General features: G+C 35.9%; 14 protein-coding genes. 2 read left to right on the top strand and 12 right to left on the bottom strand.

The features are described from left to right. Positions 1–12 precede the first annotated feature (12 nt). From OE105_RS01375 to OE105_RS01360, 4 genes are read right to left on the bottom strand one after another with little or no spacing between them, the layout of a single operon-like run. Positions 13–3,120, bottom strand: coding sequence for a type I restriction endonuclease subunit R (locus OE105_RS01375; RefSeq protein WP_275420955.1), 3,108 nt, complete (start codon positions 3,118–3,120; stop codon positions 13–15). Between the two features lie 43 nt (positions 3,121–3,163). After that, positions 3,164–4,402, bottom strand: a complete 1,239-nt coding sequence (locus tag OE105_RS01370) for a restriction endonuclease subunit S (RefSeq protein WP_275420954.1) — start codon at positions 4,400–4,402, stop codon at positions 3,164–3,166. A gap of 9 nt (positions 4,403–4,411) precedes the next feature. Then, positions 4,412–5,941: a type I restriction-modification system subunit M gene (locus OE105_RS01365; RefSeq protein ID WP_275420953.1), complete on the bottom strand. Its 1,530-nt coding sequence runs from the start codon at positions 5,939–5,941 to the stop codon at positions 4,412–4,414. Further along, positions 5,941–6,537, bottom strand: coding sequence for a restriction endonuclease subunit S (locus OE105_RS01360; protein ID WP_275420952.1), 597 nt, complete (start codon positions 6,535–6,537; stop codon positions 5,941–5,943). Before OE105_RS01360 ends, OE105_RS01365 begins: the two co-directional genes overlap by 1 nt. A gap of 402 nt (positions 6,538–6,939) precedes the next feature. Here OE105_RS01360 and OE105_RS01355 point away from each other — a divergent pair, with 402 nt between their 5' ends. Then, positions 6,940–7,329, top strand: coding sequence for a hypothetical protein (locus tag OE105_RS01355; protein ID WP_275420951.1), 390 nt, complete (start codon positions 6,940–6,942; stop codon positions 7,327–7,329). Between the two features lie 25 nt (positions 7,330–7,354). Then, on the top strand, positions 7,355–7,714 hold the full coding sequence (locus tag OE105_RS01350; protein ID WP_275420950.1) for a type II toxin-antitoxin system RelE family toxin: 360 nt from the start codon (positions 7,355–7,357) through the stop codon (positions 7,712–7,714). Between the two features lie 481 nt (positions 7,715–8,195). Here the strand turns inward: OE105_RS01350 and OE105_RS01345 are convergent, their stop codons facing one another. The 8 genes from OE105_RS01345 to nfsA all read right to left on the bottom strand — a co-directional run bounded on the left by OE105_RS01345 (position 8,196) and on the right by nfsA (position 17,135). Beyond that, on the bottom strand, positions 8,196–8,372 hold the full coding sequence (locus OE105_RS01345; RefSeq protein WP_275420949.1) for a hypothetical protein: 177 nt from the start codon (positions 8,370–8,372) through the stop codon (positions 8,196–8,198). A gap of 592 nt (positions 8,373–8,964) precedes the next feature. Then, complete coding sequence (locus OE105_RS01340) at positions 8,965–9,726, bottom strand: gamma-glutamylcyclotransferase family protein (protein WP_275420948.1); 762 nt, start codon at positions 9,724–9,726, stop codon at positions 8,965–8,967. A gap of 453 nt (positions 9,727–10,179) precedes the next feature. Further along, positions 10,180–11,571, bottom strand: coding sequence for an MATE family efflux transporter (locus OE105_RS01335; protein WP_275416738.1), 1,392 nt, complete (start codon positions 11,569–11,571; stop codon positions 10,180–10,182). Between the two features lie 835 nt (positions 11,572–12,406). Continuing rightward, positions 12,407–13,858, bottom strand: a complete 1,452-nt coding sequence (locus OE105_RS01330; protein ID WP_275420947.1) for an aldehyde dehydrogenase family protein — start codon at positions 13,856–13,858, stop codon at positions 12,407–12,409. 14 nt (positions 13,859–13,872) lie between these two features. Then, positions 13,873–14,745, bottom strand: a complete 873-nt coding sequence (locus OE105_RS01325) for a methyl-accepting chemotaxis protein (RefSeq protein WP_275420946.1) — start codon at positions 14,743–14,745, stop codon at positions 13,873–13,875. A gap of 411 nt (positions 14,746–15,156) precedes the next feature. Beyond that, entirely contained in the window at positions 15,157–15,732 is a 576-nt protein-coding gene (locus OE105_RS01320) for a glutathione peroxidase (RefSeq protein ID WP_275420945.1), read from the bottom strand. Between the two features lie 272 nt (positions 15,733–16,004). Then, on the bottom strand, positions 16,005–16,157 hold the full coding sequence (locus OE105_RS01315; protein WP_275420944.1) for a hypothetical protein: 153 nt from the start codon (positions 16,155–16,157) through the stop codon (positions 16,005–16,007). A gap of 243 nt (positions 16,158–16,400) precedes the next feature. Beyond that, positions 16,401–17,135: an oxygen-insensitive NADPH nitroreductase gene (nfsA, locus tag OE105_RS01310; RefSeq protein WP_275420943.1), complete on the bottom strand. Its 735-nt coding sequence runs from the start codon at positions 17,133–17,135 to the stop codon at positions 16,401–16,403. Positions 17,136–17,527 lie beyond the last annotated feature (392 nt).

The raw sequence follows: 17,527 nt of genomic DNA, 5'->3' as shown, positions 1-17,527 counted from the left end.
GTTGCTCCCGCCTTAATATCGTTTTAAAGCAATCTTTTTTATTTCTTCGATGATTTTATCATTTGTATCAAAGTCTAATTCGAAGTTGAATTCTTTTTGAAAATCATACAGAAGATCATCCAGATCCTGTTCAATGCGCTTTTGAATGTCCAAGTTCGTATGCCAATCGACTTTAATGTGCGACTGAATAATTTCGTCCATCTTTTGCGCGAGATCCCCGAGGTCATCCGCATGATAACTAGCTCTTCTATCAATCGTCTTACTTAAAATTTCTTTTGTCTTTCCGTAAAATGCTTGGGCGTTTCGATTTTCTTTAATAACAGCCGGATATGATTCCGTCGATTCACCACTTCCATATTCCTTCCTATGTTCTTCCATCCGACGCAAATACTCGGCTTCTGAAATTCGTTTATCTTTATACATTTGAAATGTTTCTTTAATAAGCTCGGAAAATTTTTTATAATAAGCCGGGTTTTCATCCCACTTCGTATGAATACTTTTCGTGAGGCGTGTTCGAATGGCATCCGCCTTTGCCCGTTTAGAACCAAGTCGCTCGATTTCTTCCTCAAACGCCTTCGCGTTTAAAATATCGACGGGATTTGTAATACGAATCACTTCTTCAGCGGAAATATAACTATCCATTAATTTCTGCATTTTCGCTTCATACTCTTTATGATCGATCGTATCTGAATACCGTATCTTCACACTTTTACGAAGATCTTGGAAAAATTTGAAGTCTCGCTTGTACTTTTGTAGTTCTTCCGATGATAACGCCTCATAAATTCGTTCGGACTGTAAAGCAATGCTTAGATTTCGTCCAAAATTGCTTAAAACGTTGTAAAATTGTTCCCGCCGTTCTTCATCTTCTAACAAAACTTCGAACGCTTCCCTATCCTGTTTATTTTTTATGGAAGCGAATATTTGCCATAAATCTGAATAATATTGACGCAAGGAACCAATGATACTAATAATATCGTAAATTGCACCTTTTAAATCTTCCGGATCAAAGTTTTCTAATCCTGCACCGGAATACATTTGCATCGCTTCGTCCAGTTTTTCCAACAAACCACGGTAATCGACAATTAACCCATAATCTTTTCCTTCATACAGCCGATTGACGCGGGCAATTGCTTGAAGAAGGGTATGTTCTTTCATGGGCTTATCGATATACATCACCGTTGCCCGAGGTGCATCAAAACCTGTGAGCAATTTATCAACAACGATTAACAAATCAAGCTCATCGCCGTTTATAAATTCATCTTTGATGGCATCTTCATAATTTTCTGGTGTGCCATACCGGTTCATCATTTGTTTCCAAAAATTGAGTACTTTATCCTTTGATTCTTCATCAACAACTTCATGACCTTCCCGCTGATCCGGCGGTGAGATGACGACCGCACAATTTAAGTCTCCCAATTCTTCAAATGCCTCTAAATATTTAATGGCCTCGATTTTGCTATTCGTTGCAAACATTGCTTTGAAATGAGAGCCTTGCGTTTTATAGTTTTCCAGAAAATGTTTATTAATATCTTCGGCAATTAAATAAATCCGTTGTTCCGATGAAGCGAGTTTTTCGTATTTGCTCCATCTTTTTTTCACTTCTTCCTTTTGCTTTTCATTAAGATTTCTCGTGATCATTTCGAGGCGGTGATCAATTGCTTTACGATTCACAGATTGTTCCACCATTTTTCCCTCATACAAGAGGGGAACGATGGCTTTATCTTTTACAGCGTCTGCAATCGTATACTTATGGATCAGTTTCCCAAACTTAATTAATGTACTTTTTTCCTTTTTCATCAATGGTGTTCCGGTAAAGCCAAGATAGCACGCATTGGGAAACACCTTTCTCATCTTCATATGAAGTTCCCCATATTGGGTTCGATGGGATTCATCAACAAGTATAAAAATGTCCTTCGACTCGACCGGTTTTTGTTTGGAAGAAGCCGTATCGAATTTATGAACTAATGAAGTAATAATATCTGCGTTGTTGTCTTGAATTAAATCGACTAAATGATTGCCTGACATCGCCCGGCTTGCTTTTAATCTCGAATGGCTAAAGGTTTTATGAATTTGTTTATCCAATTCAATCCGGTCTGTGACAACAACGACCTTCGGATGGTATTGATAGAGTTCAGATAAAATATATCGAGCGAGCATCACCATCGTAAGGGATTTTCCAGAACCTTGCGTATGCCAAATCACACCGCTTTGACGATTCCCATTTTCGTCACGTTTTTCAATGGTTTTGATAATTTCCTTTATGGCAAAATATTGTTGATAGCGGGCGACTTTTTTTACGTCTTTATCAAACAGGGTGAAGAATTTTGTAATTTCTAATAGTCGATTAGGTTGAAACAGGGAGATGATGTTTTTGTCTTGGGTTGTAGCTAGTCTGTCTTTCACCGTCTGATCTAACCAATAATTCAACCACTCTTCATTTTCTTCTTTCCAAACCGACCAAAATTTTTTCGGGGTATTACATGTAGCGTATTTCGTTTCATTTTTATTTGTTGACATCACTAGTTGCACAAACTTAAATAGATGGGGAGCGTAATCTTTTCCTTGATTGCGAATCATTTGTTCGATCCCTTGAGTTATAGAAATGGATGCCTTTTTACACTCTATGACGGCAAAAGGGATCCCGTTTACAAAGAGGACAATATCGGGTCTTACCGTACCACGACCGTCCATCCGCTCGACTTCAAATTCTTCCACAACATGAAACACATTGTTTTCAATATTTTTCCAATCAATGTATTGGATAGTAAACGACTTTTTCGAACCATCGGGTAAAAATTCGGTATAACTTCTCCCGTTTAGGATCGTTTCATAAATCGCTTCATTCGTTTTGACTAAACCATTCGTGAGCGGCTCATCCAAATCCCGAATCGCCTGCTTAATGCTTGTTTCACTAAACTGAAACACTTCTCCTTTGTATTCATAGGAATTCATTTCTATTAACTTTTCTTCTAACACTGGTTTTAATAACACTTCATGTTGGCTACCGCGCAATTGATCCGCTTGTTCTGGAGAAATATATTGATAACCGAGATTCCGTAACACTTCGATTGCAGGAATTTGACTGATGTAACGTTCATCGTAATTTTTTATGGTCGTCACATCGACACCTCCGTTTCAGAAAGTCGGAAAAGCGGGTGTACCATTACACCTTCACCCGAACCTTTCCAGTTAGTAAAAGTTGCATTAAGCCTTTTTTTTGGAGTTTTATAGATTCTAGTTCTTTTTCAAGTAATTCTATATTTTTTTCTAAAGACAAAAGTACTTTTACAATTTCATTCTGTTCTTTGATTGATGGTATCTTTACATCTGTGTTTAACAATCCATTTAAATCAAGATTTCTTCTAACAACACTAGCACCTTGTTCAGAATGTACATTATAAATCCATATCATATGTTCAGATTTCATGAAATACTTGGCAAAAAAGGGGGTTATCCAATTCTGATTAAATTCGAATACTTTATAAGAAGGAGAAACTATTCCTATATCATAATCTGTTAATACATCTAAACTTCCCATCCACAAGTTCATAGTACTAAATACTAAGTTATATTTTTTGATTATCTTATAACCAATATTATTTTTGCTAGCAACTTGTTTTTTAAATTGTTTATTTTGAGCAATAATACCTTTTTTAGTAACTGATAATACTTGATACTGATTATTTACTGTGCTTTTTTCATTTATTTCAATCATTATTTTTCCCAATTTAATCAGTTTCCACTCCCCTTTAAACCCCGGCAGTCTTACTTCACCTGTCAATAATTTTTGCATCAATCCCTTTTTCAACTCTTTTTTCTGCTCAATGAGCTTTTCTTTTAGCTCAATGGCTTTGTCCCAAGTGTATAGTATCCTTCCAATTTTGTCCCTCTCATTTTCGTATTTTGGATATGGCACTTTAAGATTCTCAACGTCTTTACCGTTTATTGCTGGGTAATTTGAACCAGCTAAAAGTCTATTAATTTGATTTGAAATTATATGAGAATACAAGGTTTGATACAAATACATTCTATCTGATTTATGTTTTGCAGTAATCACAGCAAAACCTGTAGAACAAACGCAATTCTTAGCGTCAAAGTCAATATAAGCAAACCCCTGTAAATTTGGTCTAACTGTACTCATCAAAATATCATCTTTTTTAAATAATCTTTTAGCTCTTGATGGAGCATCACTATATTTAATCATTTCAAGTGGATGAGAAATTTTACCTTTATTTACTGATGAAAGATCATAATAAAAAAATTTATAATCATCAGAAGTTTGATTGTTTAAATTATATGCATTTACTTTAGCAACCTCATTTATTTTTTTTACTTCCCAATCATTTGGGATTGCTCCTATTTCAGTTTTAATAAACTTTTTATTTTCAGTATTAACCTTCAAAAGTCTCACCTACAATCCCAACTCTTTCAAATATTTTTCCATCTGTGCTTCCACTTCTTGCAGTTCTTTTTTGATGTTGGCGATGTTTTGCTTTACTGCTGCCATATCGACCGGTTCTTCTTCTTCGAACGTATCGACATAGCGGGGGATGTTTAAGTTGTAGTCGTTTTCTCTGATTTCATCTAATGTCGCAACATAGGAATATTTATCGATCGTTTCCCGCTTTTCATATGTTTCTACGATTTTTTGAATATCTTGTTCCCGTAATTTGTTTTGGTTTTTCCCCTTTTGATAATGTTCATCTCCAGAAGCATCAATGAATAATACATCTTTTCGAACACGATTTTTCTTGAAAATCATAATACAAACAGGAATTCCAACACCATAAAATAAATTTTCTGGCAGTCCAATGACCGCATCCAATAAGTTCAATTCAATGATTTGTTTCCTTATTTTCCCTTCACTTGCTCCACGGAACAATACACCGTGCGGTAGAATCGTTGCCATTCGACCATTTTCAGCAAGGGAATAAAGCATATGTTGGACAAAAGCGTAATCTCCCTTTGAACTCGGTGGAACACCCCATTCAAATCTCCTATGTGGATCAAGGCTTGCTTCCATTTTAAACTTTTTATCGTTGGCTCCCTCACCGGCAAATCCCATCGCCCATTTATCCAATGAAAACGGAGGATTGGCCACGATGACTTGGAATTTCATTAATTTTCCATCTTCCAAATGTAATGGATTCGATAATGTATCGCCCCATGCGATATTCGCATCATCAATCCCATGCAAATACATATTCATGAGAGCAAGTGAGTGAGTCGCCCCATTTCGTTCCTGCCCATAAATAGCAACTTTTCCACTTGGTACTTGTTTGGCCACTTTAATTAATAAGGAACCTGAACCACAAGTTGGGTCGTAAATCCGATCATTTTCTTCTGGTTTCACTAATCGAGCAAGAAGTTCTGAAACTTCCGCAGGTGTATAAAATTCCCCACCTTTTTTTCCAGCATCCGATGCGAAAAGACCAATCATATATTGATAAGAATTTCCTACAATATCTTCATTCCCTAGTTGGGAAGGTCTTAACGATAACTGGTTGAAATCTTCCAGTAATGAACGAAGCATCGCATTTCGCTCTTTGGTTTTCCCTAAAATCGCTTCACTATTAAAGTCGATATTGCGAAACACACCGCGTAATTTTCCAGCATTTTCATTTTCAATTCGTTCCAAAGCTTTATTAATAATTTCGCCAATTTCCGGATCATTTCGTTTGCTATAAAGATAATCGAAGGTTGATTTTTCATCTAAAACAAAGCGTTCTCTTGATAATGCCCGTTGGACTCGTTTTTCATCACCATCGTATCGTTTCGTGTATTCTTCCACTTTCTCCTTATAGGTGTCACTTAAGTATTTAATGAATAACATCGTTAAAATATAATCTTTGTATGTTGATGAATCAATTTTTCCTCTAAATGTGTCGGCAGCTTGCCATAATACGCTGTTAATTTTTTCTTGGGTGATTTGTTCAGCCATTAACGTTCCTCCTCATTCGTATCGACTAATATTTGCCTTGTCACTTCGTTGAATAGCGAATCTTTTTCCTTTATTAATTTCTTATATAACATTTTTTCCTTTTGATGTAAGCGATAAAGCTCCATTATAATCTTCTGTTTTGAAATCGGGGGAATTGAAATCGGCAGTTTTCGAATTGCATGTTGATTCGTACTTGGTATTCGACTGCCTGCATGGGTCCGTTCCAATTCCTTCTTAATTGGTATCGTATTTAAATACCATGCGACATATTGGGGTAAAACCCTTTTTGTTTGATCGACTTTAATAATTACAAAGTATGATGGAATTAATAAACCAGTATGATCTTGATCGATATACACAGCGGTATACGGTTGATTTAATCGCATTAGTATATCTTCTTTTTTTGTAAAATAATGTTGTTCTAATCGATCATTACTAACAAATGATTCAAATTCATCATTAATAAACATTCCATCGTCACTAATATTTTTTAGTGTCAGAAGTTTATATGTAGCTTTTGCCTGTAAATCGATTTGTGCCTTCTTTCTACTTAACACTAAACCGGTCTTGATTTCGGCAATCTCGCCAAGTTGCATCTCACACCTCCTGTTAAATGTCAAATCGAATATTTGACATTTGTTAAATACAATATATAACATTTGAATATGTGCGTCAAGGGGGGAATCTCTTTTTAAAAATAGAAAAAACCCTAATCAAGGGGCCACAAATGAATATATGCGAAAATTTTCAATACTAAGCGTAACGTCTGTACTCAATATCACTAACGAATCGCTTTTTAATTACGAATGCGAACAAACACAATGTTGACGGGTACATTGTTCAATGAAAAAAATAATAGTTGTGTGAAGAGATACATGAGTATTTTATTAATATAAATAAATAAACAATTCTCTGCAAAATAAACGTGTTGTTTTTTGTGCATTTTTATGTGTATAATAAGAGTGAAATCACATATATTAATGAAAGGAGGACGAAAAGTGGGGGATCATACTTTGACAAATGAAAAATATCCTAAGGCAGATACAAATACATTGGATTTTTTGAAAAAGAACGTCTTTAATGTCACAGAAATTTCAAGAACAAAGAAATTATCAGAAATCCTTGATCGTTTTTCAAATGGAGTTTCGGATGAAATATTCGTCATTCAAAATGCAAAAAAGAAAGATGCTTTAGCTGTAATCATCGATCTAGATTATTTTAAGCAATTACTTCAAATAAAAGAAGTTGTCGAATCAGCACTTGATCGAATTGTTATGGAAGATGCACAAGCACGTAAGGATAAACCTGCAAATCAGACCTTATCAGATGTTTTTGATGAAGAAGATATTAATGTAGATGAACTAATGAAATTGTTAAAGAAAGATTGATGTGAAAACACTAGAGGATTTGCAGGTGTTTATTTTAGAAAATTTTAATGTTGAATTGAGATTTGTTGAAGATGTAAAACAAGATCTTAAGGCAATTAATAAAGGACATCGACAAACTGTTTTATACGAAATCTTAAGAAGGGCAAAGCAAGGTCCCCTTTTTAAGCCAAATGGAGTTGCAGAATCGTTACAAGGGGATTTACATGGTTTTGCAAAAATAAAGTCTAACTCACTAAATATTCGAATCATTTATCGCCCGGTGGAAGGACAGCCGGTAAAAATGGAAATCATTGCAATAGGCCCTCGAGATAAAAAAAGAGCGTACAAAATGGCTGCCGAACGTTTGGAAAAATTTTTCATGGAAATGGAAAATAATTCGAATTAATTTTCATCATACTCAACGGCCTATATAGCCGTTTCTCTTGTTCATATATCGTCGTCAGAAGCCAACTAATGAAAAGATAAATGTAATGAATTGGGAGGTAAGGGGACCATTCCTAATAGTTCACAAACTAAAATAATACCTTAACAGATTTTCTACAAAGGTTTAATCCTCATCTTGATTTTGTTCTTTTTCAATTTGGTTGAAATGCTGTTTTAATCCCCTTTCAACCCAAAATTGTTAGCGAGGTTCACCATGACGGTCATTCATTTCAAGCAAGTATTCCACCATTTTACTTTACAATTTAGTCATCAAACTTATAGTTAGACTACTCTGAACAATTTTTTTGAGAAAAGCTTCCCTCACACTCTCCAAATACCCATTTATCCATTGAGATTGAGAAACCTCTTGGAATTAGAGGTTCATGAAATGGGGACAAATTTAGACATTGCCACACTCATTCAATCCGGATAAACCAAACCATTTACTCTTTTTTCTTTTCATTAAAGTACTCACCTATTCCCATAGATAACGTGAAAAATGTCACGATTACTAATAGGAACACTTGAGCCCCCTTTCCTAATGAATAATCAAAGTAAATCACTGAGAATGTCAATGCAATATTAAAAATCGTTATGATAAACCATATGTGTTTTTTCAAAGGTTTTTACTCCCTTCCTTCTCTGTATTCCACACCGGTTTGCTAAAATGTTGGGGTGGTAAAGAAACAGGTCCTCCCTACCCTCATGTGGAACCGTTCCTTTCTACTGGTGTCTCAATAAAATTCTTTCCTGGACTATCTTCATAGCCGTTCCATTTAATGATTTTTATGTATTCCTTTCAGAAAGCCAGTGGAATGACCATACAGAAAGCTATTCAAAATTTTTACCTGCCAACTTCAAAATGTTTCAATCACTTGAATTACCTTTGAAATTCCTGATCCTTCTAGAATGTGGTAAAATGCTTCCAACTCTTTTTCATGACAAAATTCATCATACTCCCAACTCTATTCTTTCTTGTTTCTGGACAATTCAAGTATAAAAAATGACAGGATTGCGTGTATTTTTTTTTGACCTGAATTATATAAAAAGCCAACATGTATTAAAGAGTCTTCCATTTAAATTCCTAATGAAAAGTTACGAGGAAAAATGATCATTCAAAAAAATCCTTCATAAGCACGTTCCATGAAGGATTTTTTCATTCCTATCGCAAAACATTAGTTTTCAAAAATATCTTCAATCATTTCGAGCTCTTTATTCCATACTTCTCGGTTGGAATTCCGCTTCGTCAAACCCAGCTTCCCGATATCCGCGTAAAATTTCTTCTATATATCCATCATATGGTTGTTTGTCACTATTTTTATATTGCTCTGTCATCACATAGGCCATTGCGGATACGGTTTTCCCTTCTACGTTGATGACGATATTCGTTTTATCGTACGCATACGGATAGCCCTCGTACACATCTAAACTGTTTTCATCCCTGTCGGTAATTTCCCATACGAAAGCGGGCGTCTGTTTTCCTTTCTTCTTTTCGATATTTGCATAAAAAGGAATCGTAAGTTCCCAGTCTTTAAGATATGTTTTTCCTATTCGTTTCGCATTCGGACAGCGACTAAGCATCTGTGATTGTTCCATATTGCTTCCGTACGCAATATATAAACGTGTCGAAAGTTTAAGATCGTCAACAATTTGTTGCCAATCGTCTCTGTAATCTTCACCCCACTTACCTTTCGTTAAATTGCGTATTAAACGCGAATGGTACTCGTGTAATATGTTATGCACTTTGTTGTGGAATGCCTGACAAATTTCTCGCTCAGTTTCAAGAAATGTTCGCAATCCACCTTTTATCAACGTTTTCATTACATCGATACGCCCTATTTCTCCATCATATCCATGTCCAATAAAACGTCCTCTTACGCATGCTTCCAATGCTTTTTCCAGTTGCGCAACATATGCCCTGTCCCCATTGAAATACACCTTCATTACGATAGCCGTACCTATGAAAGTCGGCATATGACAAAAGTCGAACCTCGCATCAGAAGGAACTTTATACGAATCTAACAAGGCAAACGATCCATCATCATGTTGAAAACTACATAATTCTTCTATTGTAAGAGATGTTTCCTGCTTCCCTTCTAACAATGCTTACATAGCCTTAATCATCTCTTCAAGTTTTGTAAAATCCGGATTAGTAGAGCTTTCCCTTTGTAACTTCATTGCATTCATCCCCCTATTTTTATTTAATATGACAGAACACAACTTTTTTAACTCTACTTCGCACCATCGCATCTTGTAGTCACTGAAAAAATGGCATAGCGATTTGTTTTTTTAAAAGGTTGAATTTCCTAAATACGATATTCCGGCTCCTGAGATTAAGAGAATCAATCTCCTCCGACCTCTTTCCTAACAAAACTACTTGTACCCGGTAACAGTTTTCCTTAAATTACGTTTAACGATTTCCATCCGTTACCCAGTCACTTCTTGTTCCTCCCCCAACGTTTGGAATTTCCTCAATTTCTTATTCATTAATTTCTTAATGATCATAAACCCATATCCAATTCCTACAATAGCAAAGACATTCATGAAACAAATGGTCCAGTAAAACAATTCAACTTGATCATATTTCCTTGTAACAATCCAGCCAACGAGCACAATGACTGTAAAGTATAAGACGTTTAATAGAAAGGCAAGAACTCCTTTCCCAATTTGTTCTAAGACTAATAAGGTCATCATCATTGGACCCATAATGATAAAGGATAACCCAACGATTTTTAAAAAGGTTGTCGTATGTTGGGCGGTATCGGTATCCTCAATTAAAAACGTTGCGATTTTGTGATTTGCTAGAAAAATAAAACTCCCAATGACGATATAAATTCCGAAAATATGCATTAGTCCCTTTTTGAACGTTTTATAGGAACGATCAAATTTGGAACCGCCAATATTTTGATTCATAATTAAGGCGACCGCTCCTCCAAAGGAAAACGCAAAGGCTAAAACTATCGTTTGAACACGATAAGCTGCACCGAAACCAGCCACTACGTCTTCCCCAAAAGGAGAAATGATTTTATTATAGAAAAATGTCGCAAAAAAGATGATGATGTAAGAAAGCATCACCGGAATTCCCGTATTCATTAATCTTTGTTTCACAATAGGGTGCATTTTCAATAATGATGAAAAATTGATTTTTCTTATTTTTATTGCCATTATGTTATATTTGGCCATCACGAATAACCCGACGATTAATGCAGGACCAATGACGATGATATTTGCTAAAATGAGACTGTAAACCCCCATATGAAAGAATTGGACAAATAAAAAAACAAATCCAATCACACCGAATGCAAGAATGATATTAACGGCGGCAGAAAGGTTCACGAGACCATAACCTCTAATTCCTGCCCAAATAATGCCGTCTAGCACAACGAGAATGTTGGTAAACACCATCAATCGTGTAAATGTAACGAACGTATCCTGCGCACTTGGATGAACATAAAAATAATTGACAAATAAGGGAATCGAAAGCGATACGATAATTGCGACTGCTAAAGAAACAATTGTTCCATTGAAGGCAAAATTCCCAATGACTTTTCGTATGTTTTCTTCGTTTCCTCCCCCCTTCTCAACAGCTACAGCCGCTGAAGTTGACGCGGAAAATCCCTCCATAATGGCGGTAGTAAAAAAGGATAAAGGCATAAATAACCCGATGACATATAGAGACACCGGTTCATCATGACCCATGAAAAAAGTATTGGCTACTTGTGTAATAATGGATACAGATGTAGCAAGTAAACCAGGTATAAATGTTTTGTAGATGAGTGGTCCAATCCGATCGTTTAAAAAGTCGATTGACTGTCCCATTCACGAAAACTCCTTTTCCAATTATCAAGAATATCTAAAAAAGGTTTGACTCCTGTGGGATTTTCGCCGTCTTTTATTTTTTTATTGGAAGCCTTCCCTTCTCCATTTGATCAATTTCTTCGGATAAAAGTATAAAAAGTCTTTTCAAATGGATGTTCCATGTTCCGGTTCCGATGAATGTATAAAAACGCCGAAAGTATTTTTACTATACCAAATATTTTCATTTATTTAAATACAATAACTATTATTCAAACAAAAAATTTCATCTGATTTTTGCGGTTTTAATAAAAGGCTCTATCATTTTTCGTGTTGGCGACTAAAGTAAAGCACCTTTTTTGATTAAAAAAATAGAGATAATGTCATCTCCAAACGACATGTAAAGGAAGAATGTCCCATGTCTCATCTAAGGTTTTGTCAAAGAAAGAAAAAACGTCTCCTAATATATGAACATGGAAAACAGTTCTTATGTAGAAAACACGTTGAAATGAAAATACAACAACGGGGTTTTGGTTATCCATTCATCCAAAATAGGTTCGAAGTTATTCATTCCATTGGCGGACGCTTTCCACGGGCACGGCTCGAGCCTCCTCGTCACTTCGTTCCTGCGGGGTCTCGACGCTCGTGCTTTTCCCATTGGAGTCGCCGCCAATGGAACTTCAATCATTTTCTATTCTTATACGATTACATTTTTCTGAAAAAGTCATGAATTAATTCACCAACACGATTTGACAAAGAATCAAAAAAAGATCCCACTTAAAAAGCAGGATCTGTTTCACGGTTTATATTTTTTAACGGAACGATTCTTTCCGTTCCATCTCCCATTGTCTATTTCGATTTACGAGTATGGATATTTCCTCGGTGTATGTTGAATCGAAATCCATTTCAGAGTCGTAAAAGCATCTAAACTCCATGGCCCGTTAAGACGACCGAGTCCCGAGTTTTTCTCTCCACCAAAGGCAACGATTGCCTCATCATTAATCGTTCCATCATTAATATGGACCATCCCTGTTTCGATTCGTTTCGCCATCTCTGCCCCACGCTCAATATTTGATGTATGGATCGCACCGCTTAAGCCAAAATCGCTACTGTTCGCATATTCAATAGCCTCTTCATCATTTTTCACTTTCATAATGGATACAACCGGTCCAAACATTTCCTGTTGGGCAATCGTCATATCCGGTGTCACTTCAGTAAAGATTACCGGCTCAACAATATTTCCTTTTACTTCTCCTTTAAGAATGGGTTTCGCCCCTTCATGAATCCCTGTCTCAATCAAGTTCGTTAACGTTTTAACTTGTCTTTCATTAATTAATGGCCCGATTATCGTTTCCGGGTCTCTCGGATCACCGCATTTCAAACTTCCGACCTTTTGTACATATTTCGTTAAAAATTCATCATAAACCTTTTCATGGACGATGACGCGATTAGCTGACATACATATTTGCCCTTGATGGGTAAACCGACTAAAGACCGCTGCACTTACGGCTAAATCAATGTTCGCATCATCGAGGACGATCAATGCACTATTTCCACCGAGTTCTAACGAAGCTTTTTTCAAATGCCGTCCAGCAACTTCACCGATATGTTTTCCAACTTTACTTGATCCAGTAAAGGAAATCGCCTTTGGAATCGGATGTTCAATAAAGCCGTCCCCGATTTCGTCGATTTCTGTGACAATAACATTCAACAACCCTTTTGGAAGTCCAGCTTCTTCAAAAATTTTCCCAATGAGGGTTCCACCGGTAATGGGAGTATGTTCATGGGGTTTTAACACGACCCCATTTCCTGCACCTAATGCGGGGGCGACGGATTTCATCGATAGGAAAAAGGGAAAATTAAACGGACTAATGACACCTACAACACCAACTGGAATACGATAGACACGATTTTCCTTCCCATCCACTGGAGACGGCAAAATTTTCCCTTTCATTCGAAAAGGATATGTAGCGGCTTCTTTTAATATGTTAATGACAAGATCCATTTCAAAGGCAGCTTTCAGTTTCGTTCCTCCGAGCTCATCGATGATGATATTTTCTATGGATTCTTTGTTTTCTTCGATATACTTTACGGCATTTTCAAAAACGGCCCTTTTTTCAACAGGGTTTGTTTGTTCCCATTTCTTTTGTACAGCATTAGCTGAACGATAAGCTTCATCCACATCATTTAAACTGGCGCAAGTAAATGTGGCAATTTCTTCATTATTATATGGGTTCACATCGATTAGCTTCCGGCTGCTTGTTCCATCTTTCCATTGTCCACCAATATATTGTTTATTTAATGATTTCATCTAACGCCGCCTCCTTATTTTTCAACTTCAATATTTTCCTTCGCTATATCCGCAAGTACTTGAATATTCGTGTTTATTTCTTGCATGGTAGCAGTCAATTCTTCAATTGCAGCGGATTGGGAACTAGCTTCCTCATTCACTGATTGAATTAAGTGATTTAACTGTTTAATATGATTTTGTATTTGATTCGTGTGATCATTGATTTCCTCTGCATGCTGTTTGGAAGTGTTTGCCATTTTCCGGACTTCTTCTGCTACAATGGAAAAACCTCTCCCATGTTCGCCTGCCCTTGCCGCTTCAATTGCAGCATTGAGACCTAATAAATTACTTGAATCTGCTATTTCTCTAACCAAATGGGAAATCCCTTCGATTTTCCCTACTTTTTCAGCGGTTTCCCTTGCCCTTTCTGTAATGGTATTAATTTCATTTGAAAGTTGAGTGATTGAATCTGCCATAGATAAGATGGTTGCCGTTACTTCTTCTACCACAGCTGATAGATTTGTCGAAATAGTTGATAACTGTATCGCCTTATCCATATTGATGCCAATTCCAATACCTCCGACAATTTGACCGGTACGATCGTGAATGGGCATAGCCTTGGCAATTAAATCGATCCCAAAAAGTTCTTTCGGTACAGTTGCAGAGAGAGTTTCGTTTTGTTTAATTGCATTCGTAATGATGTCTCCTTCTTGTAAAGGATCTCCCGGTTTTACATTTAAAGAAAAAGTTTTACCAGGATAATTAATAATTAACTTTTCTGTGTCATAAATACCGACTGTAATGTCTTCGTGTACCAACTGGTTAAGGTAAGGAGCTACTTTTAAAAATGCATCGAGCAACTCGATATCCTCTAGATTCCTGTTTTCATTTTCTTTTTCACTTTCCACTTTGCAACACCACCTTAATGGTAAAATTTTCCTCCCATTATAATTATCGGATTAAAATATGAACCTTTTAATTTCCAAGTAAAATTGATAGATTAAAATAAATATTTTTAAACAAATCGATGGAAATACGAAGAGAAAAATAAAGTTTCACTTGACACATTTTTACATTCGTTGTAAATGGTTTTCAAAGGACTAAAATTGGAGAAATATCCTTATTTATCAAAGGATTGGAAACATATTTCATTTTTACAAAAAAAGATTCAGGCCAGGATCTCCCTGAACTGAATCTATGTAAACCAATTCTCCTATTTTTTTTCAGGCCGTCACAATCGTGATCGAATACATTTTTAAATCTTTGCATCTAGCAATTTTCCACTACTCGACAGATTTTGTCCCGACTTGTCATTTTACTTATGAAACAATAGCCGAATCGTTCTGATACCGAATAAGTCGTTGAACATCTTCCTTAATATTGAAAATATCGTCTGTCGGTTCGTATCTCCTTACCACATTCCCCTTTTGATCAACTAAAAACTTCGTAAAATTCCATTTCAATTCGTCACCAATATACCATTCAGGGGTTTTTTCAAGCACCATTAATTTTAGAAGTTTCTCTTGAATAATATTTTCATTAAATCCTCGAAACGGTTGTTGTTCTTTTAAATATTTGAATAAGGGATGGGCATCTTCACCATTTACGTTTACTTTCCCAAACATAGGGAAACTTACGCCATAAGTTGATTGACAAAACTCAGCCGCTTCTATACTACTTCCCGGCTCTTGTCCTGCAAATTGATTGCATAGAAAACCTAATATTTCAAAATTTTGATCTCGAAATTCTTCATACAGCTTTTGTAGATCTTCAAATTGTGAAGTGAATTTACATTTACTAGCGGTATTGACAATTAATAATACTTTTCCCTTATATTGTGATAACGAGAGTGTTTCCCCATTTACCCGTTCAACATCAAATTGATAAATATTCACAGGGTCTCTCCTCCTTAATAATTAATATTATTTTATAATTATTATAATAAATTGACGTCTTCTTACCAATAAATTTGCTTGATTAAGATAACTATATTGTTGAAAACGTTTCACATTTTTTACTGTAAAACTTTTGTCACTGCTTTATTTTACAAAAGATTGACCGCCTTTGTAAATTTTTATATAAAAAAATCATCCCGTATAAAAACAGGATGATTATTGAAAAAGTAATGAGAATGATTTCGTGAATCTATTTGACCGTCCCTTTCTTTTTATTGCGGACGTTTTGAATGATTGGGTAAAGAAAGGAATGATAGAAGAATTAACACAAAGGCAATTTTATTTTCAAAGAAAATCATCAAACTACCATTGGAAATCGTCATCGATTGCCGAAGTCGTTCACCATTGTTTGATTTTTTTTCCATTTTCCACCATTTTTTTGTAAAAAGGAGAACAAATTTCTATTAGTATTTCAGCTGTTCTAAGGTTCGTCATTCTCTCGGTTCCAATAATTTTTTAAGCGTTCCAATGGAAATTGAAATGAAATGATTTTGTATGAAATAAACCATTTGAATTGGAAAGATCCGAAGAGGCGGTAAAAAAGAGAACTCAGCCTTGCATTATGCTTAGCTGAGTATATGTTAGAGTATTTTTATCGAAGACAATAATTATTTCCACGTAAATTTTTTCGATGCAAGAAATTCCTTTATAAAGGGGCGTCTTTGTTCGATTAAGAAATCAGCCATCTGTTTTGTCCATGTGGCCATTTTTTTATTGGAGCTGCGACTCGCATAATAGTTCTCCATTATTTCATCGTATTCATCGAGTAATGTTGGATACTTGTCTGCATTGTACGAGTTTTCATGGAGCACAGCTTGAACAGGTAGTCTTGGTTTCGGTTCATTTCGCTTTGCAGGAACACCGATGGTCATTCCAAATAACGGGAACACGTAATCCGGTAGATTGAATAGTTCACTAATTTCTGCCGGGTTGTTTCGAACACCACCAATGTAACAAATTCCATATCCTTCAGCTTCAGCGGCGATGACAAAATTTTGGGCGAAAATCGCAACATCACTTACTCCGACTAACACATTTTCCGCTGTATCCGCCACAATTTGTACCCCATGTTTCTTACAAGCCATTTCTAAACGTTTAAAATCGACGCAAAATAAAAAGGAAGCGCCGGCTGTTTGAAATTGAATCTCATTTTTTGACAGTTCCGCTAATTTTCGTTTCTTTTCTTCATCAGTCACCCAAATGACGCTATAAGCTTGAACAAAATGGGAGCTTGCGGCCATTTGTGCCGTTTCGATTAATTCCACAACTTTCTCTCTTGAAATTTCTTCTCCCGTATATTTACGGACGGACGTGTGACTACGCAATAAATCCTTTACTTCCATTTGGATCTCTCCTTATATAAATGAATAACGACATTTACAAAACAAATATGAATAATCCAAGAAGTGTACAAGGTTATATTAGTATATTTTGTCCAAGTTTACAAAGGGATCAAGGAATGAATCGAATGTATGGGGCATTGGAATTCGTAGTTAAAAGAAACACCCATTCAAAGGTAAACGTTCGCAGCCAACACCAACTACCTACATATTCTGTTGGGGAAGTTTTTCGAGCAATCCGTTCTTATTTCTCACCATGCCATTTTTGTGCAGAAGAACTGGTTTCAATTATTCGTGAAAAAATCCATTCATCCAATCTGTTTCCATTCACAAAAAAATGGAGCAACCAAATAAGTCGATTTTTTCTGACTTACTGATGCCCCTTTATGATTTCT

The sequence above is a fragment of the Fervidibacillus halotolerans genome (genome assembly GCF_026547205.1).
GTDB lineage: Bacteria > Bacillota > Bacilli > Bacillales > Caldibacillaceae > Fervidibacillus > Fervidibacillus halotolerans.
This window is presented reverse-complemented; position numbering and strand designations above follow the sequence as displayed.

Coding starts and splice junctions, on each gene's coding strand:
- OE105_RS01340 (WP_275420948.1), bottom strand. CDS start 9,726: ATGCCGACTTTCATAGGTACGGCTATCGTAATGAAGGTGTATTTCAAT.
- OE105_RS01335 (WP_275416738.1), bottom strand. CDS start 11,571: ATGGGACAGTCAATCGACTTTTTAAACGATCGGATTGGACCACTCATC.
- OE105_RS01360 (WP_275420952.1), bottom strand. CDS start 6,537: ATGCAACTTGGCGAGATTGCCGAAATCAAGACCGGTTTAGTGTTAAGT.
- OE105_RS01330 (WP_275420947.1), bottom strand. CDS start 13,858: ATGAAATCATTAAATAAACAATATATTGGTGGACAATGGAAAGATGGA.
- OE105_RS01315 (WP_275420944.1), bottom strand. CDS start 16,157: ATGGAAAAAAAATCAAACAATGGTGAACGACTTCGGCAATCGATGACG.
- OE105_RS01365 (WP_275420953.1), bottom strand. CDS start 5,941: ATGGCTGAACAAATCACCCAAGAAAAAATTAACAGCGTATTATGGCAA.
- nfsA (WP_275420943.1), bottom strand. CDS start 17,135: ATGGAAGTAAAGGATTTATTGCGTAGTCACACGTCCGTCCGTAAATAT.